An 18,033-nucleotide genomic window follows, 5' to 3' on the forward strand; every position below is an offset into this window, starting at 1 on the left:
ACATGTCGGCGCCCGATTCGCCCCGCCTCCACACCGCGCGGCTCTCCACCGCGACCGCGCACCTGCCGGCGCCGGTCGCCGTCGTGGACCTCGACGCCTTCGACGCCAACGCCGCGGACCTGCTCCGCCGGGCCGGGGGCGTCCCGGTGCGGCTCGCCACCAAGTCCGTCCGCGTCCTCCCGCTGATCCGGCGCGGCCTCGAGGCCGGCTTCAGCGGGGTCATGGCGTTCTCCCTCCGCGAGGCCCTGTGGCTCGTGGGCGAGGGCGTGCGCAACGTCCTGGTCGGCTACCCCACCACGGACCGCGCCGCGCTCGCCCGCCTGGTGGCGGACCCCGTCGCCCGCGACCAGATCACCCTGATGGCCGACGGCGGAGCGCACCTCGCGCTGGTGGGTGCGGTCGCGCAGGGGATCGGGGCGGACGACCGGGACCTCCCGCCGATCCGGGTCTGCCTCGACGTGGACGCGTCGCTGCGGCTCGGAGCAGGCCGCCTCACCGCCCACCTCGGCGTGCGCCGGTCGCCCCTCCGCGAGCCCGCCGAGGTCGCGGCGCTGGCGGCGCAGGTCGCGGCCACGCCCGGCCTGCGGCTGCGCGGGGTCATGTTCTACGAGGCGCAGGTGGCCGGGCTCCCCGACAGCAGCCCCGCGGTCCGGGCCGTGAAGCGGCTCTCGCTGCGCGAGCTGAGGGAGCGGCGGGCGAGGGTCGTGGCGGAGGCGAGCTCCGCCGTCGGGCACCCGCTGGAGCTCGTGAACGCCGGAGGGACCGGCTCGCTCGAGGCGAGCTCCGCGGCGCCCGCCGTGACGGAGGTGACCGCGGGGTCGGGACTCTTCGCGCCCGGGCTGTTCGACGGGTACCGGGCCTTCCGTTCCCGGCCCGCCGCGTACTTCGGGCTCGACGTGGTGCGCGTTCCCGCGCCGGGCTGGGTCACGGTGTTCGGCGGGGGGTACGTCGCGTCGGGGCCCGCGGCGACGTCGCGCCTGCCACGCGTGGTCACGCCGGGCTGGGCCCTGAGCGGCACCGAGGGCGCGGGCGAGGTGCAGACGCCGCTCCGCCGCACGGGACTGGCCCGCGGGGCGGCCGAGGACCTGGCCGTGGGCGACCGCGTCTGGTTCCGGCACGCCAAGGCGGGAGAGCTCATGGAGCGGTTCGACGTGGTCCGCCTCGTCCAGGGCGAGGAGGTCGTGGGCTCGGTCCCGACGTACCGGGGCGAGGGCCGCACGTTCGGCTGATCGCGGCCCTGTCGGCGCCCCACGTCGCGTGGGATAGTGCTCCCGTGGCAGCCGGCTCATCAGCGCGGACCTGGACCAACTGGGCGCGCACCGTGACGTTCACCCCTGCGCGCACCGCTGCGCCCCTGGACGAGAGCGAGCTCGCCGCGGCCGTCGCCGACGCGGCCGCCGAGGGTCTCCGGGTGCGCGCAGTGGGCGCCGGGCACTCGTTCACGCCCGCCGCGGCCACCGACGGCCTTCTGCTCACGCTGGACCACCTCTCCGGCATCGAGCGCATCGAGCGTGACGCGGCGACCGGGAACACGCTGGTCACCGTCGGCGCCGGGACGCGCCTCCACGCCCTCAACCGGCTGCTCGACGCCCGGGGGCTGGCCCTGTGGAACCTGGGCGACATCGACCGGCAGTCGGTCGCCGGCGCCATCTCGACCGGCACGCACGGCACAGGTGCACGGTTCGGCGGCCTGGCCACCCAGGTGCGCGGTGTGCGGGTGGTGGGCCCGGACGGGACCGTCCGCGACGTGTCCGCCCGGTCCGAGGACCAGCGCGACCGGGACCTGTTCGAGGCGTCCCGGCTCGGGCTCGGCGCCACGGGGATCCTCTCGGCGGTCACCCTCGAGGTCGCGCCGGCGTACGACCTCCGCGCGCAGGAGGAGCCCTGGCCCCTCGACCGCGTCCTGGCAGAGCTCGACGACCTCGTCGCCGACCACGACCACTTCGAGCTCTACTGGTTTCCGCTGACCCGGCGCGCCCTGACTCTCCGCAACACCCGGCTGCCGCGCGACCCCGCGGACCTGCCGGGCGCCTCGGGCGAAGACCCGCGTCCGCGCCGCGGACTGCGCGACGTGGCGCAGGCGGCCTCCCGGGTCCGGACGTTCGTGGACGAGGAGGTGCTCTCCAACGGAGCGTTCGCGCTGGTGAACGAGGTAGCGACGAACTTCCCGCGGTCGACGCCGCGGCTCAACGACCTGTCGGCGCGCGTGCTGTCGGCGCGGACGTACACCGCCCCGTCCCACGAGGTCTTCTGCTCGCGGCGCCGGGTCCGCTTCCGGGAGATGGAGTACGCGCTGCCCCGGGCTGCGCTGCTCGGCGTCCTCGCCGAGCTCGACGCCTGGCTCCGGGAGACCGGGGAGAACGTCCCGTTCCCGGTCGAGGTCCGGTTCGCCGCCGCCGACGACGTCTGGCTGTCCACCGCCCACGGCCGCGACACGGCCTACGTCGCTGTGCACCAGTACTGGCGGCTGCCGTTCGGGCGGTACTTCACCGCAGCCGAGCGCATCCTCACCGCGGCCGGCGGGCGGCCGCACTGGGGCAAGCTCCACACGCGCACGGCCGCGGACCTGGCGCCGCTCTACCCCCGGTTCGGGGACTTCGGGCGCGTCCGGGCCGCGGCCGACCCCGACGGCGTCTTCAGCAACGCCTACACGGACCGCGTGCTCGGGTCCCGGACCACGTAGGACAGGACCATCCGCGCGAGCTCGTCGAACGCCTCCTGGGCCGACTCGTCGTCCTCGGTGACGAGCCACGCGATCTCGATGCCGTCGATCAGCGCCGCGACCATCCGGGCGAGGAACTCGATGTCGACGCGATACCGGACGCCACCCCGCTCGGCGAACACCTCGAGGTACGACCGCGTCATCGCGTAGCTCTGCTCGAGGTGCGCCAGCGCCACCTCGCGCAGCACGGGCTGCCGGGCACCAGCGGTGGCGAACTCGAAGGTCAGCAGCCGCATGTGGCGGTTGTCCTTGAGCCCGACCAGCAGCGACTTGGCCGCTGCGGCAGCCATGCCGAAGGCGTCGTCGCTGGCCTCCAGCGCGTCCAGGACGGGCTGCGAGGCTGCCAGGGCGATGGCGCGGCCCATGGCCCGCAGGAGGGCTTCCTTGTCGTCGAAGCAGTAGTGCACGGTGCCGAGCGAGACACCGGCCTCACGCGCGACCTGCCGCACGGTGACCGCCTCCACACCGTCGCGCATCGCGACCCGCAGACCGGCGTCGACAATCTCCGCGCGCCGCTGCTCGAGCGGCTTGCGCGTGTGCGGGCTCACTCCTCGCCCTCTCCCTGGGGGCCGCCGGGCGCCGGGGTTCCGGGGCCGCCGGGCGCCGGGACCACGAGGGCGGTGGCGAGCGCCGCGACGCCCTCCCCCCGCCCCGTGAGACCCAGGCCGTCGGTCGTGGTGGCCGACAGGGACACGGGAGCTCCCGCCGCGGCGGAGAGGGCCGCCTCCGCCTCGGGACGCCGCGCTCCGATGCGCGGGCGATTGCCGACCACCTGGACTGACACATTCCCGATGATGTACCCAGCAGCGCGAACGCGCCTGGCGGCCTCGGCGAGGAGCGCCGTCCCGGAGGCACCCGACCACTCCGGCCGGCTCGTGCCGAAGTGCGAGCCGAGGTCGCCGATCCCGGCCGCCGAGAACAGGGCATCGGCGGCGGCGTGCGCCGCCACGTCCGCGTCCGAGTGGCCCGCCAGCCCGCGCTCGCCCGGCCAGTGCAGGCCGCCGAGCCAGAGCTGGCGGTCAGATCCTTCGGGGGCGAAGGCGTGGACGTCCACGCCGGTGCCGACCCGCGGGAGCGGAGTCGTACGGAGGCCTTCGGTCATGCGAGCTCCTGGGTCATGCCTGGTCCTGCAGGACGAGCTCCGCGAGCCGCAGGTCGCGCTCGGTCGTGATCTTGAAGGCCGCCTCGTCGCCACGGACCACGTGCACCGGCTCGCCGAGAGCCTCCACGAGCCCGGCGTCGTCCGTGGCCGCGAGATGCTCGGCGACGGCACGTGCTGCGCCGGTGGTGTGTGCCCGCTCGAGCAGGGTGCGGTCGAAGCCCTGGGGCGTCTGCACGGCCCGGAGCACGCTGCGCTCGGGGGTGCCGACCACCAGCTCAGGACCCGGGCCCGGCTCGACCTGCTTGACCGTGTCGGTGACAGCGAGTCCGGGGACGACGGCGCCGTGTCCCGCGCGGACCGCGTCGACGACGCGACGCACCAGGGTGACAGGGACCAGCGGGCGCGCTGCGTCGTGGACGAGCACGACGTCGTCGGCCGGTGAGGCCAGACCCAGGCCGATCGCCACGGACGCCTGACGGGTGGCGCCGCCCTCGACGACGCGCACAGGTACCTCCACATGGGGATCAGCGGCCACCAGACCGCGGACGACGTCGACGAGCCCAGGAGGGGAGGTCACTACGAGGGCGTCCACCACGCCCGAGGCCGCCAGGCGACGGGCTGCGTGGAGCAGCAGCGGCAGGCCGCCGAGCTCCACGAGCGCCTTGGGAAGGTCACGGCCGAGCCGGCTCCCCGACCCGGCGGCCGTGAGGATTGCGAGGGTCGTCAGCTGGCGAGCACCTCGTCGAGGATCGCCTCGGCCTTCTCCTCCTCGGTGTGCTCGGCAAGTGCGAGCTCCGAGACCAGGATCTGACGGGCCTTGGCGAGCATCCGCTTCTCGCCCGCGGACAGACCGCGGTCGGCGTCACGACGGGAGAGGTCGCGGACGACCTCGGCCACCTTGATGACGTCGCCCGACGCAAGCTTCTCCAGGTTTGCCTTGTACCGGCGGGACCAGTTCGTGGGCTCCTCCGTGTAGGGGGCGCGCAGAACCTCGAAGACGCGGTCGAGCCCTTCCTGGCCCACCACGTCGCGCACGCCCACCAGATCGACGTTCTCCGCCGGGACCTCGATGGTCAGGTCGCCCTGAGCGACCTTGAGCTTGAGGTACATCTTCTCTTCGCCGCGAATGGTGCGCGTCTTGATCTCCTCGATCAGAGCCGCTCCATGGTGCGGGTAGACAACCGTCTCGCCTACTGTGAACGTCATCTGCAGATGTCCCCTTTCCCAGGTCACCATCTTACCACGGCACGATCTGGACAACTCACCCGCTGGACGTTTGCCCCACGCCACCATCGAGGCATAACTGCAGGTCAGAACGCTGCACGAAGGTAACGTCGCGGCATTCCGGGCGGTAAGCGCCGGAAATGCCCGGCTCGCCCGGGACACGCACAGCACGGCCCGCACTAAGATGGCGCGGGGTGCTGCGTGGCTGTCGAGCCACCGCCCCGGGTGCGCCCGGCGCACCGCTCGAGACCATGTAGACCAGGGAGTTCACCGTGCCCCGTCGTGCCACCGTCACCGCTCGCGCCGTCGCCCTCGCCGGCGCCTCAACGGCGGTCCTGCTCCTGGCGGCCTGCTCCCCCACGACCACGACCCTCGACTACGCGCCCTCCGACGGCGCCCGCGTCGAGGTCTCGAAGGATGCCCGCCTGCGCGGCATCAACCTTCTCGTGATCTCCGAGGGCGACGGTGCGCCGGGCACGCTGCTCGGCGCGCTGACGAACCAGACCTCCGACGACGCGACCTTCACCCTGACGGCCGAGGGCGCGGCGCCCGTCACCGTCCGGGTCGAGGCCGGCGACACCGTGCTCCTGGGCACGGAGGACGGGGAGCAGGTCCAGCTCGACGCCGTGGACGGCATCCCGGGCAGCAACCTCCCCGCCGTGCTCAGCGTCGGCGGCGAGGAGGAGGAGCTCTCGCTCCCCGTGTTCGACGGTTCGCTGCCGGAGTACGCCGACTACCTGCCGTGATGCCGGACGCGAGGCGAGGCGAGGGTTGAAATCCGAACCGCCACACGTTTCCTTCGCACCCTCGGTATCGAATCGTTGCGGCGCGCTCCCTCAGGAAACTTTCAGGATCGGTAGGATTTCCGTGCGGCCCGCTCCCGGGCCGTCGCGACGCCCTGTCGCAGTCGTCCGAACGAAGGACCAGCGTGGTTTCCGCACCTCGACGCACCACCCGGCGCACCCTCATCGCCGTCTCTGCCGCCGCCCTGTCCGCCGCGCTCCTCACGGGCTGCGGCGCGATCCTGGACGAGATCGGGGGCCCGCAGGAGGCCCCCCGCGACGAGCCGGGCGGCGAGATCACCGCGTCGGCCGAGGCGGACATCTTCTCGATCAAGCTGGGCGACTGCCTCGACATGGCCGCGTTCAGCAGCGTCGCGACGGAGTTCGAGACCGCTCCCGTCATCCCGTGCACCGACCCCCACACCGGCGAGATCTTCGCCGAGCTGACGCTGCCCGAGGGCGACTTCCCCGGCGACGACGCGCTGGCCACCCAGGCCGAGGAGTACTGCGTCGCCGAGTTCGGGACGTTCGTGGGCCTCTCGTACGAGGAGTCCGCCCTGGACTTCACGTACTTCGTGCCGACGTCCGACGGCTGGACCCAGGCCGACGACCGCGTGATGCAGTGCGTGATCGAGTCCACGGAGCCCGTGACGGGCACCATGGCCGGCATCGCCCAGTAACAAGCGCGCAGTCCGGGTTCCGGGGCGCTGCCGACAACGACCTCAGGAAGCCCGTGACTGCACAGCACGACGACATGCCACGGAAGCGTGGGATGTCCGGCACCACAGCGGCCAGCCTCGCAGCGCTCGTCGGGTTCGGCGCGCTGGGCCTGGGCCAGATGTTCGGCCCTCAGGTTGCCGAACCCGCCCGCGACGAGAGCGGTGCGGCTACCGCCGCGGCAGTCGTCGACGTCTTCATGATCGACGTCGGCGACTGCCTGGACGCCTCGGTCCTCACCGCCGAGGTCTCGTCCGTCCCGCTGGTCCCGTGCTCGCACCCGCACGACAGCGAGGTCTACGCGATCACCGAGCTCGTCGGTGACTACCATCCCGGCGACGCGGTCGTCGCGGCTACCGCAGACACCTTCTGCTCGGACCAGTTCGAGGAGTTCGTCGGGCTGCCCACGGCAGGCTCTGTCCTGAGCTACCTCGCACTTCAGCCGAGCGAGCAGAGCTGGATCTCGCGGGACGACCGCCTCGTCCAGTGCCTCGTCACCTCCACCGAGCCCGTGACGGGCACCATGGCCGGCATCGCCCGGTAAAGACTGGTGCCCGCCTTCCGTACGGGAGGCGGGCACCGGCGTCGTCGGGCAGAGACTCAGCCGAAGCGGCCGGAGACGTAGTCCTCCGTGGCCTTCTCGCCCGGGGCGGAGAAGATCGTGGCCGTGTCGTTCATCTCGATCAGGCGGCCGGGCTTGCCCGTGCCCGCGATGTTGAAGAACGCCGTCCGGTCGCTCACGCGCGCGGCCTGCTGCATGTTGTGCGTGACGATGACGATCGTGTAGTCCTTCTTGAGCTCCTGGATCAGGTCCTCGATCGCGAGGGTCGAGATGGGGTCCAGGGCCGAGCAGGGCTCGTCCATGAGGAGCACCTGGGGCTTCACGGCGATGGCGCGGGCGATGCAGAGACGCTGCTGCTGACCACCGGAGAGGCCCGAGCCCGGCTTCTCGAGGCGGTCCTTCACCTCGTTCCAGAGGTTGGCGCCCCGCAGGGACCGCTCGACCAGCTCGTCGGCGTCGCTCTTCGAGATCTTGCGGTTGTTCAGCTTGACGCCCGCCAGCACGTTCTCCTTGATAGACATCGTGGGGAACGGGTTGGGCCGCTGGAACACCATGCCGACCGTGCGGCGCACGGCGACCGGGTCCACGTCGGCGCCGTACAGGTCCACGCCCTCGAGCTCGACCGAGCCCTCCACGCGCGCACCGGGGATGACCTCGTGCATGCGGTTCAGGGTGCGCAGGAACGTCGACTTGCCGCAGCCCGAAGGGCCGATGAACGCGGTGACCGACTTGGGGTCGATCGTCATGGAGACGTCCTGCACGGCGAGGAAGTCGCCGTAGTAGATGTTGAGGTCCTTCACGTCGATGCGCTGAGCCATCGGGGGTACATCCTTCGGTGTGAGCTGCGTCTGGGCTGAGCCTGCGGCGGAGTCTGCGCGTCAGCGCAGCTTCGGGGAGAACCAGCGGGTGACAAGGCGGCCGATCAGGTTGAGCCCCATGACGATGAGGATCAGCAGCAGGGCGGCCGCCCAGGCCCGCAGCTCGTTGATGTCGGCCAGGCAGTCGGCCTGCCCTTCCCGGCAGGGGACGACGCCCTGGCGCCACTGGCTGTAGATGTACACCGGCAGCGTCATCATGCGCCCGTCGAACGGGTTGACGTTGTACGAGTCGGTGGTGCCTGCCGTGATGACGAGAGGCGCCGTCTCGCCGATCACGCGGGCGACCGCGAGCAGCACGCCCGTCGTGAGACCTGCCACGGAGGTGCGCAGCACCACGCGGACGATCGTGAGCCACTTCGGCACGCCCAGGGCGTACGAGGCCTCACGCAGCTCGTTCGGGACGAGCTTCAGCATCTCCTCGCAGGAGCGCACCACCACGGGGATCATCAGGACCGAGAGCGCGACAGCACCCACGAGGCCCGTGCGGGCTCCTGTCGGCCCGAGGATCAGGGTGAACAGCGCGAAGGCGAACAGACCCGCGACGATCGACGGGATGCCCGTCATCACGTCGACGAAGAACGTCACCGCCCGGGCCAGCGGGCCACGGCCGTACTCGACGAGGTAGATGGCCGTGAGCAGACCGACCGGGACCGAGATCACCGCGGCCAGCAGGGTGATCACCAGCGTGCCGATCATGGCGTGGTAGACGCCGCCTGCGTCGATCCCGCCGTAGATGCCGCGCATCGTGGAGGTCAGGAACTCGAGGGTGAACCTCACGCGGCCGCTGTCGATCACGGTCCACAGGAGGGAGATCAGCGGCACCATCGCCAGGGCGAACGCGCCGTAGACGAGGACCGTCATGATCCGGTCTATGCGTCGACGACCCGGGTCGACGGAGACGAGGAGCGCCCGGGTGCGCTCGACGGCGTCCAGGGTCGGTGCGGTCGAGGTGCTCATCAGTTGGCTCCCGAGAATTCCTTGCGGCGGGCGACGATCCAGCGGGCCAGCATGTTCACCGCCAGCGTGATGACGAACAGTGCGAGGCCGGTCGCGATCAGCACGTCGATCGCGAGGCCGTTCGCCTCGGGGAACCGTGAGGCGATGTTGGCGGCGATCGTCGTGTGGCGACCTGAGTCGAAGATCTGGAACGAGTAGCTGAGGCCGGGCGAGAGGATCATCAACACGGCCATGGTCTCGCCGAGCGCCCGGCCGAGGCCCAGCATCGCGGCCGAGATGACGCCGGAGCGCCCGAACGGCAGCACCGCGGTGCGGATCATCTCCCAGCGGGTGGCGCCCAGCGCGAGCGCCGCCTCCTCGTGCAGCTTCGGCGTCTGCAGGAACACCTCGCGGGAGACCGCGGTGATGATCGGCAGGATCATGACGGCCAGCACGAGGGACGCCGTCGCGAGCGAACGGCCGGTGGGCGACGCCTCGACGTTCGCCCCGAGGATCAGGTTCAGCACGTCCGCGAACCACACCCAGAGGTCACCGACCAGGCCCGAGAACACGTAGACGCCCCAGAGCCCGAAGACCACCGACGGGATCGCGGCGAGCAGGTCCACCACGTAGCCGATGATCGAGGCGAGGCGACGCGGCGCGTAGTGCGAGATGAACAGCGCGATGCCGACGGAGATCGGCGTGGCGACCACCAGCGCCAGAACGGACGCCAGCAGCGTGCCGAAGACGAGGGGGCCCACGTAGCCGAGGAGCGAGCCGAAGGACCCGGGGACCTTTCCCGCGTCGTGCAGCTGCTCCGCGCCGGCCGTGAACGCCGGGAAGGCCCGGACGATCAGGAAGAGCGCCACGGCGGCCAGCACCCCCAGGAGGAGAGCTCCCGCACCCGTGGAGATCCACCGGAAGACCCGGCTGAACCCCCGCTCGGTGTCACCGCTCCGCCGCTGGCGGGGGCGCACCGCCGCTGGGGCGGGCGGGCTGTCGGTTGTGGTCACTCCGAGCTCCTCGAGGTGGTCGCGTTCACTGGTGGTGCGAGATCAATTCTTGACCATACGGCCATGCCGGTGACCGGACCGCCTCGTTGTCGAGGTGTGTGGCCCGGCCACCGGCTGGCGTCATGCAGGGTACTGCTGTGGTGCTACGGGCGGCAGAGGTCAGCCGACCGTGATGGCCTCGAGGGCGGCGGCGACCTTGCCCTGCAGGTCGGACGAGATCGGCGCGGAGCCGGCCTCCGAGGCGGAGACCTCCTGGCCCTCCGCCGACGCGATGTAGCCCACGAACTCCTTCACGAACGTGCCGGTGGCCTCGTCCGAGTAGTTGGAGCAGACGAGAGCGTAGGAGACCAGGACGATTGGGTAGGCGCCCGAAGCGGTCGTGGTGCGGTCGATCTCGTAGGAGAGGTCGTGCTCGTGGCGACCCTCGGCCAGAGGCGAGGCGTCGACGGCGGCAGCGGCGGCCTCCGGCGTGTAGGCGACGAACTCCTCGCCGACCTTGATCGCAGCGGTGCCGATCCCGGCACCGACCTTCGAGGCGTCGACGTAGGTGACAGCACCCTCGGTGCTCTCGACGACGCCGATCACGCCGGACGACTGGCCGGCCGACTCGCCGCCGATGTCCTCGGGGAAGACGCCGTCCGGCTCCCAGGTCCACACGTCGGGAGCCGTCGCGGCCAGGTAGTCCGTGAAGTTCTCGGTGGTGCCCGAGTCGTCGGAGCGGTGCACCGGCACGACGGCCGTGGTCGGCAGCGTGGCGTCCGGGTTGTCCGCGGCGATGGCCGGGTCGTTCCAGGTCTTGATCGTGCCGGCGAAGATCTTGGCCACCGTGTCCGGCGTGAGGTTCAGCGTCTCGACGCCGGGCAGGTTGAAGGCCACGGCGATCGGCGAGACGTAGACCGGGAGGCTCCAGGCACCGTCGGGGCCGCAGTACTCAGCGGTCTCGGTGATCTCCTCGTCCTTCAGCGCGCGGTCCGAGCCGGCCCACGCGACGGTGCCGGCGGTGATGGCCTCACGGCCCGCGCCCGAGCCGTCGGCGGCGTAGTTGATCGTGACGTCGGGGTGCTGCGCACCGAACGTCGCGGTCCAGGCGGCCATGGCCGACTCCTGCGACGACGCGCCGGCGCCGGCGAACTCGCCCGTCAGCTCGGCGGCGGCCGACTCCGAGGTCTCCGTACCCGGCTCGGCAGCGTCGGGGTTGCAGGCTGCGAGGGTCAGCGCGAGCACGCCGACCGTGACGGCAGAACCAGCGCGGGTGAATCGGCTGAGCTTCACGTGTCGTTCCATCCTGTTCGGAAGAAGTCTTCTGCGTACCGGCAAGCACCGGCAACACCCGGGACGGTAGGCACGCAGGATGACCTGATCACCAGGACGAGGTGAACGCGAGATGAACAGTCCTTCAGGAGCGGGTGAGCCGCGCCACTGCGGCTCCTACTGCTCGTTCGCGTCGGCGAGCTTGTAGCCGAGACCTCGCACCGTGAGCAGGTAGCGCGGCGCCCCCGGATCCGGTTCGATCTTGGACCGGATCCGCTTTACGTGCACGTCCAGCGTCTTGGTGTCGCCGACGTAGTCGGCACCCCAGACGCGGTCGATGAGCTGGCCACGGGTGAGGACCCGGCCAGCGTTGCGCAGCAGGAGCTCGAGCAGGTCGAACTCCTTCAGCGGAAGGGGCACCTGCGTACCGCTCACGGTCACGGTGTGCCGCTCCACGTCCATCCGGACGGGGCCCACCTCGAGCACGCCGTCCTCCTCGCCCTCGCCGAGCCCGTCGCCCGGCTGGCGGCGACGCAGGACGGCCCGGACGCGGGCCAGCAGCTCGCGGAACGAGTACGGCTTGGTGACGTAGTCGTCGGCCCCCAGCTCGAGACCCACGACCTTGTCGATCTCGGAGTCCTTCGCCGTGAGCATGATGACCGGCACGTCACCGCGGGCCCGCAGCTCCCGGCACACCTCGGTCCCGGAGAGCCCGGGCAGCATGAGGTCGAGCAGCACCAGGTCGGCACCACCGGCGTCGTACAGGGCGAGCGCGTCCGGGCCGTTGGCGGCCTCCACCACCTCGAACCCCTCACGGGCCAGCTGGTACGTCAACGGGTCCCGGTACGACTCCTCGTCCTCGACCACCAGGATGCGCGTCACGCACCCACCTCCTCGTCCTTGTGTGCTGCGGTGTGCGCCGGCGTGATTGCCGGCCTGTCGGTGCTGGACCTGCCGACGTGGGCCGGTAGGTCCGCGGCGGGGATCCGCAGTGTGAACGTAGACCCGCGGCCGGGTTCGGACCACATGGTGACGTCGCCGCCGTGGTCGGCGGCCACGTGCTTGACGATGCTCAGCCCGAGCCCGGTGCCCCCGGTGTCCCGCGAGCGGGCCGGGTCCACGCGGTAGAACCGCTCGAAGACCCGGTCCTGCTCGTCCTCGGCGATGCCGATGCCCTGGTCCACCACGGCGATCTCCACGAGCCCGTCCCGCTCGCTGACGCCGACGCCCACACGCGTGGCGTGGGCGGAGTACGCCACGGCGTTGTCCACAAGGTTACGCACCGCGGTGACCAGGAGGTTGTGGTCCCCGTAGACGACGCAGTCGGTGGAGCCGCCCACGGTGATGGTGATGTTCTTCCCCTGCGCGGTGATCCGGGCGCGGTCCACGGCCTCCTCCACCACGTCGCGGACAGGGACGGGGGTGGCCTTCTCGGCGGCGCCGGCCACCTGGAGGCGGGAGAGCTCGATGATCTCCTGCACCAGGGCGGACAGCCGCTGGGCCTCCGTCTGCATCCGCTGGGTGAAACGCCGGACGGCCACCGGGTCGTCGGCGGCGTCGCCGAGCGTCTCGGCGAGGAGCGCGAGCGCCCCGACGGGGGTCTTCAGCTCGTGCGACACGTTCACCACGAAGTCCCGGCGGATCGCCTCGACGCGTCGCGCCTCCGTCCGGTCCTCGGCGAGCACCAGCAGCCGGTCGAGCCCGAGGGGCGCGACGCGGACCTGGAGCAGGACGGTACCCGAGCCGATCGGCCCGCGGGGCAGCTCCAGCTCCTGCTCGCGGATGACGCCGTCCCGGCGCACGTCCCGGACCATGTCGAGGATCGCGCGGTGCACCAGGGCGTCGTTGCGCACGACTCCCAGCGCGTAGGCCGGCGGCGACGCACGCACCACCTCGTCGTCCTCCGCGAGCACGACGGCGGCCGAGCGCAGCACCGAGAGCACGCGCACCAGGCCCTCGTCGAGCTCCACCGGCTCCGTCCCCGGCAGCCTGTGCTGCTGGCGGTCGGAGATGCGGAACGCGACGGTCGCGACCACGCCAACGACTAGGCCGAGGATCCCGGCCGCGAGGGCCGTCACCCCGGAGATGATTCCGTCCACGACTCCAGAGTAGGTCCGGTCACGAGCAGGTCACGGCCGTGAGAGTGCGGTCCTGGACGCGCGTCGCCTAGTGTTCATCAGTGGGGCGGGTGTCGTTCACTTTCCGGTTCACCCGGCGATGCGAGCCTTACTGTCGCGTGCGGCTCGACCGTGCCGCGCGCTGTGCGGGCCCGGCCCGCCCTCGTGGCGCCGGCCAGACCCGTGCGAACCCTCCGAGAGGACACTGATGCGAGAGATCTTCGACGCCGAGCTGCGTCAGGTCGGTGACGACCTTGCCGAGATGAGCCGCCTGGTCGAGTCGGCGATCAGCCGGGCCGGCAAGGCCCTGCTCGAGGCCGACCTGCAGCTGGCCCAGGAGGTCATCGCCTCCGACCGGACCATCGACCAGATCGAGGCCTCGCTGGACGAGCGGTGCGTGCACATCCTGGCCCAGCAGGCACCGGTCGCGACCGACCTGCGGGTCGTCGTGAGCGCCCTGCGGATGAGCGCGTCCCTGGAGCGGATGGGCGACCTCGCCCGCCACGTGGCGCAGGTGGCGCGGGGCCGGTACCCGGCCCACGCCGTCGTGCCCGCCGCACAGGACACGTTCGCCGCGATGAACGAGGCCGCGGTCCGCGTGGCCCAGCGCACCACGGAGCTCCTGGTGACGCGCGACCTCGAGGTCGCGCAGGCGCTGGAGCGCGATGACGACCTCCTCGACGAGCTGCACCAGGAGACGTTCGCCAAGCTGCTCGACCCGTCCTGGGACGGGACCGTGCAGGAGGCCATCGACGTCACGCTCCTGGGCCGCTACTACGAGCGCTTCGGCGACCACGGCGTGTCCGTGGCCCGCCGCGTCACCTTCCTGGTGACGGGCGACTTCCCCGAGGACCACCTGCACCTGGGCTGAGGCCCCGGAGACGCCCGCGCGAAGCAGTCGGCCCGTCCGTCCCACCCCGGTCACCCGGGCGGACGGACGGACCGACGACGTATCGGGTCAGCGACCCTGGTTCGCCACGGCCGCGATCGCGTCCTTCGCGGCCTCGGGGTCGAGGTACGTGCCGCCCGGCGTGACGGGGGCCAGCGTCTCCTCGTCCAGCTCGTAGAGCAGCGGGATGCCCGTCGGGATGTTCAGGCCCGCGATGGCTTCGTCGGAGACCCCGTCGAGGTGCTTGACGATGGCGCGCAGCGAGTTGCCGTGGGCGGCGACCAGGACGGTCTTGCCGGCCTTGAGGTCCGGGACGATCTCCGCGTCCCAGTAGGGCAGAGCCCGCTCGAGAACCTGCTTCAGGGCCTCCGTGCGGACCACCGGGGCGTCCGCATAGCGCGGGTCGGCGTCCTGGGAGTACTCCGAGCCGAGCTCGATCTCGGGCGGCGGCACGTCGTACGAACGACGCCAGAGCATGAACTGCTCCTCGCCGAACTCGGCCAGCGTCTGCTTCTTGTCCTTGCCCTGGAGCGCGCCGTAGTGGCGCTCGTTGAGGCGCCAGCTGCGCTTCACGGGGATCCAGTGCCGGTCGGCCGTGTCGAGGGCCAGGTTGGCGGTCATGATGGCGCGGCGCAGCAGCGACGTGTGCACCACGTCCGGCGTGACCCCGGCGTCCGTGAGGAGCAGGCCACCGCGCTTGGCCTCCTCGGTGCCCTTCTCGGACAGGGCCACGTCCACCCAGCCGGTGAACAGGTTCTTGGCGTTCCACTCGCTCTCGCCGTGGCGGAGCAGCACGAGGGTGTAGGTCATGGCTCCATCCTGCCCTGTGATCCCGGCCGGGGCAGACGGTCCCGAAGGGTGGTCACCGACGCTCAGCCGTCCTTGCGCTCGAGCACGAACACCGGGATCTCGCGGTCGGTCCGCTCCTGGTAGCGCGCATAGTCGGGCCATGCCTCGACGGCCCGCTCCCACCAGGCGGCCTTCTCCTCGCCGGTGACCTCCCGGGCGACATAGTCGTGCTTCTCCGGGCCGTCCTGCAGCTCGACCTCGGGGTGGGCCTTGACGTTGTGGTACCAGACGGGGTGCTTGGGGGCTCCGCCGAGGGAGGCGACGACGGCGTAGTCCCCGTCGTGCTCCACACGCATGAGCGGGACCTTGCGCACCTTGCCGCTCTTCACACCCAGGGTCGTCAGGATCACGCAGGGCTTGCCCATGAGCGTGAGGCCCTTGGTGCCGCCTGACGACTCGTACAGCTCGACCTGCTTGGCGGCGTGCTCGGTCGGGCTCGGGACATACTCACCGGTGATGGGCATGCGCCCATTCTGCCCCGACGACGCCGGTGCTCGCCTGCGGCAACCATGGCCCGCACGGCGGGTTCAGCGCCCGGCGCGGACCTTTGCCGCATGCTCGTACACCTCGATCATCTGCCGCGCGGCGCGCTCCCAGCCGAACCGTTCGGCGGACCGCCGGGCGCCCGCGCCCAGGACGGCACGGCGCGGCGCGTCCGCCAGGAGGTCGGAGAGGACACGCGCCCACGTGGACGGCTCATGGTCGGGCACGAGGACGCCGGAGACGCCGTCCTCCACCACGGTGCGCAGCCCGCCGACGGCGGCCGCCACGACGGGCGTGCCCGTCGCCTGGGCCTCGGCGGCGACCAGGCCGAACGACTCGTTGTGCGACGGCACGGCCACCAGGTCGACGGCCCGGAAGTAGTCGACGAGGACCTCCCGTGGCACCGGCGGGCGCACCACGAGGTGCTCGGTGACGCCCGTCTGGTAGGCGAGCGCCTCCAGCTCACGCACCGCCGTGCGGCGGCCGCTGGGGCCGCCCAGGACGAGCAGCAGCGGCGGCTCGTCCATCTCGCCGAGGGCGCGCACCAGCACGTCCGGCCCCTTGAGGAGCTGCACGCGGCCGGCGAACAGGACGATCTGCCGGTCGGGCGGGAGCGACAGCCGCTCGCGCAGGGACCGCCGGTCGGCGGCGAGGTCGGCCAGGCCCGGCACCGGACCGGCAGGCCCGGCCCCGGCCGGCGTGAACACGTCGAGGTCCACCCCGGGTGGCACCACGTGCACCCGGGCCGGGTCGGCGTGGTACCCGCGGACCAGATCCTCGGCCTCCTCCGGCGTGGAGGCCACGAGAGCGTCCGACTCGGCGACCACCTGCTCCTCGCCGATGATGCGCCCCAGCGGCTCGGGCGCGTCCCCGGGCGCCAGCGCGGCGTTCTTGACGCGGGCGAGGGTGTGCATGGTGTGGACGAGCGGCACGTCCCAGCGCTCGGCCGCCAGCCAGCCCACCTGGCCCGACAGCCAGTAGTGCGTGTGCACCACGTCGTACCAGCCCTCGGGGCGGTGGGCCTCGGCGCGCAGCACCCCGGCGGTGAACGCGCAGAGCTGGCCGGGCAGGTCGTTCTTGTCGAGCCCCTCGTACGGCCCGGCGGAGATGTGCACCACCCGGATGCCCGGCTCGGCGTCGAGGACCTTGGGCTGGGCCGACATGGTCGCCCGCGTGTAGATCTCCACCTGCACACCCAGTCGCGCCAGAGCCCGCGACAGCTCCAGCACGTAGACGTTCATGCCGCCCGCGTCGCCCGTGCCCGGCTGCTCCAGCGGCGACGTGTGCACGGACACCATCGCCACGCGGAGCACCTTCGGACGCCCGTGGCCGGGGTCCGGCTCCGTGACCGACGCGGGCAGGGAGTCGCGCACTACGCCTCCAGGACGCAGGCCGCGGGGACGGGCAGGTCCAGGGTGCCGGTCACCTCGCCCTTGCCGGTGGTCCGGTCGACGCGCACGGCGACGAGCCCGAACGTGCCCTCGGGCGTGGTCCCCTGGGCGGCGACCACGACGATGTCCGCCTCCGGCGCGTCCAGCACGGCGTGGTGCCGGGGCCAGACGCGCTCCCCGAGCGGAACGTCGGCCAGGTGCGTCAGCCGCGGGTGTCCGACGACGCCGTCGACCCCGAGCACTGCGAGCACGTCGGGTCCCCGCACGCCGACGTAGAGGCGGCTGCCGTCGGGGCTGAGGGCGAGGTGCGACGGGAAGCCGGGCGAGCCGTCGTCGGACATCGCGCCGGTCACCGGGACCGAGCCGGCATGGCGCAGGAGGCCGCCCTCGACGCCGTCGGGCACCAGCACGTGGAGGCGGCAGTCCAGCTCGCCCACGACCACGAGGACGCCCTCGGGGAGCTCGACGACGTGCCGCGGGCCGGTACCGGGCGGGAGCGTGGCGACGACGGCGCCGTCTCCGCAACCGTTCAGCGGGTAGGCCCGCAGCTCGTCGGTACCGAGGTCGCTGACGAGCACCCGGTCCGCCTGCACGTGCACGAAGTGGGCGTGCGGCCCCTCCTGGCGGTCCGTGACCGGCCCGCTGCCCGCGTGCCCGAAGGTGCGCCAGGTGCCGGAGAGGCGGCCGTCGTCGTCGACCGGCCACACCGTGGCTGTGCCGCTGGAGTAGTTCGCGACCCAGACGTGGTCCATGGTCGCCACGACGTGGCACGGGTCCGCACCACCGGACGTGACGGAGCCGACGAGCGCCGGGCCGGCGGCCTCCGCGCCGCCGGCGCCGAGGCCCAGGACCGCGAGAGCGCCGTCCTGCGTCTCGGTGACCGCATAGAGCGTCCGGCCGGACGGGTGCAGGGCCAGGAACGACGGCGACGCCACGTCAGCCGCGCGCGCGGCCTGACCGAACGTGCCGGACGCGAGGTCGAGGTCGGCACGCCACACGCCCTCGCCCGTGCCGGGGGCGGCACCGGGACGGGGGTAGGTGCCGATCCACAGCGACCGGTGCAAGGAGGAGGTCATGCACCAAGCCTAGGCGCGCGCAGACAGGCGCCCCGGCCGTT

The 18,033-nt window shown here is 72.1% G+C and carries 20 protein-coding genes; 6 read left to right on the plus strand and 14 right to left on the minus strand.

The genetic code is table 11. The features are described from left to right. Positions 1-2 precede the first annotated feature (2 nt). Entirely contained in the window at positions 3-1,229 is a 1,227-nt protein-coding gene (locus tag D1350_RS12155) for an alanine racemase (RefSeq protein ID WP_125776256.1), read from the plus strand. A gap of 44 nt (positions 1,230-1,273) precedes the next feature. Next, on the plus strand, positions 1,274-2,683 hold the full coding sequence (locus D1350_RS12160; protein WP_125776257.1) for a D-arabinono-1,4-lactone oxidase: 1,410 nt from the start codon (positions 1,274-1,276) through the stop codon (positions 2,681-2,683). Here D1350_RS12160 and D1350_RS12165 read toward each other — a convergent pair. The 4 genes from D1350_RS12165 to D1350_RS12180 are packed head-to-tail and all read right to left on the minus strand — an operon-like array spanning position 2,647 to position 5,030. Continuing rightward, on the minus strand, positions 2,647-3,270 hold the full coding sequence (locus D1350_RS12165; protein ID WP_125776258.1) for a TetR/AcrR family transcriptional regulator: 624 nt from the start codon (positions 3,268-3,270) through the stop codon (positions 2,647-2,649). The two genes, D1350_RS12160 and D1350_RS12165, sit on opposite strands and share 37 nt — an antisense overlap. Beyond that, the gene (gene ispF / locus D1350_RS12170; RefSeq protein WP_125776259.1) at positions 3,267-3,824 is read right to left on the minus strand and encodes a 2-C-methyl-D-erythritol 2,4-cyclodiphosphate synthase; all 558 of its coding nucleotides are present in this window, start codon (positions 3,822-3,824) and stop codon (positions 3,267-3,269) included. Before ispF ends, D1350_RS12165 begins: the two co-directional genes overlap by 4 nt. A gap of 13 nt (positions 3,825-3,837) precedes the next feature. After that, entirely contained in the window at positions 3,838-4,551 is a 714-nt protein-coding gene (gene ispD, locus D1350_RS12175; protein ID WP_125776260.1) for a 2-C-methyl-D-erythritol 4-phosphate cytidylyltransferase, read from the minus strand. Continuing rightward, positions 4,548-5,030 (minus strand): CarD family transcriptional regulator, encoded by a 483-nt coding sequence (locus D1350_RS12180; protein ID WP_125776261.1) that lies wholly within the window; start codon positions 5,028-5,030, stop codon positions 4,548-4,550. The genes ispD and D1350_RS12180 overlap by 4 nt, the downstream gene beginning before the upstream one ends. 290 nt (positions 5,031-5,320) lie before the next feature. Here D1350_RS12180 and D1350_RS12185 point away from each other — a divergent pair, with 290 nt between their 5' ends. From D1350_RS12185 to D1350_RS12195, 3 genes are all read left to right on the plus strand, one after another. Beyond that, complete coding sequence (locus D1350_RS12185; RefSeq protein WP_125776262.1) at positions 5,321-5,794, plus strand: hypothetical protein; 474 nt, start codon at positions 5,321-5,323, stop codon at positions 5,792-5,794. Positions 5,795-5,976: 182 nt separating this feature from the next. Continuing rightward, entirely contained in the window at positions 5,977-6,510 is a 534-nt protein-coding gene (locus D1350_RS12190) for a septum formation family protein (RefSeq protein ID WP_125776263.1), read from the plus strand. Positions 6,511-6,602: 92 nt separating this feature from the next. Continuing rightward, positions 6,603-7,091 (plus strand): septum formation family protein, encoded by a 489-nt coding sequence (locus D1350_RS12195; RefSeq protein WP_164545151.1) that lies wholly within the window; start codon positions 6,603-6,605, stop codon positions 7,089-7,091. A gap of 56 nt (positions 7,092-7,147) precedes the next feature. Here D1350_RS12195 and pstB read toward each other — a convergent pair whose 3' ends face one another. The 6 genes from pstB to D1350_RS12225 form a co-directional block, all read right to left on the minus strand. Continuing rightward, on the minus strand, positions 7,148-7,927 hold the full coding sequence (gene pstB, locus D1350_RS12200) for a phosphate ABC transporter ATP-binding protein PstB (protein ID WP_125776265.1): 780 nt from the start codon (positions 7,925-7,927) through the stop codon (positions 7,148-7,150). Positions 7,928-7,987: 60 nt separating this feature from the next. Further along, entirely contained in the window at positions 7,988-8,944 is a 957-nt protein-coding gene (pstA, locus tag D1350_RS12205) for a phosphate ABC transporter permease PstA (protein WP_125776266.1), read from the minus strand. Beyond that, positions 8,944-9,936 carry a phosphate ABC transporter permease subunit PstC gene (pstC, locus tag D1350_RS12210; RefSeq protein WP_125776267.1) on the minus strand — a complete coding sequence of 331 codons (993 nt, stop codon included), beginning with the start codon at positions 9,934-9,936 and terminating at the stop codon, positions 8,944-8,946. Before pstC ends, pstA begins: the two co-directional genes overlap by 1 nt. A 159-nt stretch (positions 9,937-10,095) precedes the next feature. Then, positions 10,096-11,208 carry a phosphate ABC transporter substrate-binding protein PstS gene (gene pstS / locus D1350_RS12215; RefSeq protein WP_338068165.1) on the minus strand — a complete coding sequence of 371 codons (1,113 nt, stop codon included), beginning with the start codon at positions 11,206-11,208 and terminating at the stop codon, positions 10,096-10,098. Positions 11,209-11,364: 156 nt separating this feature from the next. Then, entirely contained in the window at positions 11,365-12,069 is a 705-nt protein-coding gene (locus D1350_RS12220; RefSeq protein ID WP_125776269.1) for a response regulator transcription factor, read from the minus strand. Continuing rightward, the gene (locus D1350_RS12225) at positions 12,066-13,286 is read right to left on the minus strand and encodes a sensor histidine kinase (RefSeq protein WP_125776270.1); all 1,221 of its coding nucleotides are present in this window, start codon (positions 13,284-13,286) and stop codon (positions 12,066-12,068) included. The genes D1350_RS12220 and D1350_RS12225 overlap by 4 nt, the downstream gene beginning before the upstream one ends. A 226-nt stretch (positions 13,287-13,512) precedes the next feature. Between D1350_RS12225 and phoU the strand changes: the two genes are divergently transcribed. Continuing rightward, on the plus strand, positions 13,513-14,175 hold the full coding sequence (phoU, locus tag D1350_RS12230) for a phosphate signaling complex protein PhoU (protein WP_125776271.1): 663 nt from the start codon (positions 13,513-13,515) through the stop codon (positions 14,173-14,175). 87 nt (positions 14,176-14,262) lie between these two features. Here the strand turns inward: phoU and D1350_RS12235 are convergent, their stop codons facing one another. The 4 genes from D1350_RS12235 to D1350_RS12250 form a co-directional block, all read right to left on the minus strand. After that, the gene (locus tag D1350_RS12235; protein ID WP_125776272.1) at positions 14,263-15,003 is read right to left on the minus strand and encodes a phosphoglyceromutase; all 741 of its coding nucleotides are present in this window, start codon (positions 15,001-15,003) and stop codon (positions 14,263-14,265) included. Positions 15,004-15,065: 62 nt separating this feature from the next. Beyond that, complete coding sequence (locus D1350_RS12240; protein ID WP_125776273.1) at positions 15,066-15,506, minus strand: nitroreductase family deazaflavin-dependent oxidoreductase; 441 nt, start codon at positions 15,504-15,506, stop codon at positions 15,066-15,068. Between the two features lie 63 nt (positions 15,507-15,569). Then, on the minus strand, positions 15,570-16,823 hold the full coding sequence (gene mshA, locus D1350_RS12245; RefSeq protein ID WP_125776417.1) for a D-inositol-3-phosphate glycosyltransferase: 1,254 nt from the start codon (positions 16,821-16,823) through the stop codon (positions 15,570-15,572). A gap of 74 nt (positions 16,824-16,897) precedes the next feature. Beyond that, positions 16,898-17,992, minus strand: coding sequence for a lactonase family protein (locus D1350_RS12250; protein WP_125776274.1), 1,095 nt, complete (start codon positions 17,990-17,992; stop codon positions 16,898-16,900). Positions 17,993-18,033 lie beyond the last annotated feature (41 nt).

Origin of the sequence: Antribacter gilvus, assembly GCF_003946865.1 — a bacterium.
Classification (GTDB): Bacteria; Actinomycetota; Actinomycetes; order Actinomycetales; family Cellulomonadaceae; genus Antribacter; species Antribacter gilvus.

Excerpts from the sequence above, each read along its gene's own strand:
- phoU (WP_125776271.1), top strand. The coding sequence starts at position 13,513 with ATGCGAGAGATCTTCGACGCCGAGCTGCGTCAGGTCGGTGACGACCTT.
- D1350_RS12235 (WP_125776272.1), bottom strand. The coding sequence starts at position 15,003 with ATGACCTACACCCTCGTGCTGCTCCGCCACGGCGAGAGCGAGTGGAAC.
- D1350_RS12155 (WP_125776256.1), top strand. The coding sequence starts at position 3 with ATGTCGGCGCCCGATTCGCCCCGCCTCCACACCGCGCGGCTCTCCACC.
- D1350_RS12180 (WP_125776261.1), bottom strand. The coding sequence starts at position 5,030 with ATGACGTTCACAGTAGGCGAGACGGTTGTCTACCCGCACCATGGAGCG.
- pstA (WP_125776266.1), bottom strand. The coding sequence starts at position 8,944 with ATGAGCACCTCGACCGCACCGACCCTGGACGCCGTCGAGCGCACCCGG.
- D1350_RS12250 (WP_125776274.1), bottom strand. The coding sequence starts at position 17,992 with ATGACCTCCTCCTTGCACCGGTCGCTGTGGATCGGCACCTACCCCCGT.
- pstB (WP_125776265.1), bottom strand. The coding sequence starts at position 7,927 with ATGGCTCAGCGCATCGACGTGAAGGACCTCAACATCTACTACGGCGAC.
- mshA (WP_125776417.1), bottom strand. The coding sequence starts at position 16,823 with ATGGTGTCCGTGCACACGTCGCCGCTGGAGCAGCCGGGCACGGGCGAC.
- D1350_RS12240 (WP_125776273.1), bottom strand. The coding sequence starts at position 15,506 with ATGCCCATCACCGGTGAGTATGTCCCGAGCCCGACCGAGCACGCCGCC.
- ispF (WP_125776259.1), bottom strand. The coding sequence starts at position 3,824 with ATGACCGAAGGCCTCCGTACGACTCCGCTCCCGCGGGTCGGCACCGGC.
- D1350_RS12195 (WP_164545151.1), top strand. The coding sequence starts at position 6,603 with ATGTCCGGCACCACAGCGGCCAGCCTCGCAGCGCTCGTCGGGTTCGGC.